The 225-nt window shown below is 68.4% G+C and carries 1 protein-coding gene; it reads left to right on the top strand.

Annotated features, from left to right (window positions below; all coding sequences use genetic code 11):
* Positions 1 to 34 precede the first annotated feature (34 nt).
* On the top strand, positions 35 to 225 hold a 191-nt coding region (locus AB4Y34_RS42580), incomplete at its 3' end, for a hypothetical protein (protein WP_368719382.1).

The following is a 225-nucleotide window of genomic DNA, read 5'->3' as shown; positions in this document are numbered from 1 at the left end:
CGAGCCGGTTTCAGCAGAGCGTATCTGCGGTTACATGCAACATGCGCTGGAGCATCTGGCGGGCCTGCTGGAGCGCTCGCCGCACACGCCGGTGCGGGAGCTGGAGATCCTGCCGGCGGCGGAGCGCCGGTATCTGCTGGAGGAGCTGAACCGCACGGAGGTGGCGTATCCGTCGGAGCGGTGCATCCATGAGCTGTTCGAGGCGCAGGTGCGCCGGGCACCGGA

The sequence above is a fragment of the Paraburkholderia sp. BR10954 genome (assembly GCF_040965775.1).
Taxonomy (GTDB): domain Bacteria; phylum Pseudomonadota; class Gammaproteobacteria; order Burkholderiales; family Burkholderiaceae; genus Paraburkholderia; species Paraburkholderia youngii.
This window is presented reverse-complemented; position numbering and strand designations above follow the sequence as displayed.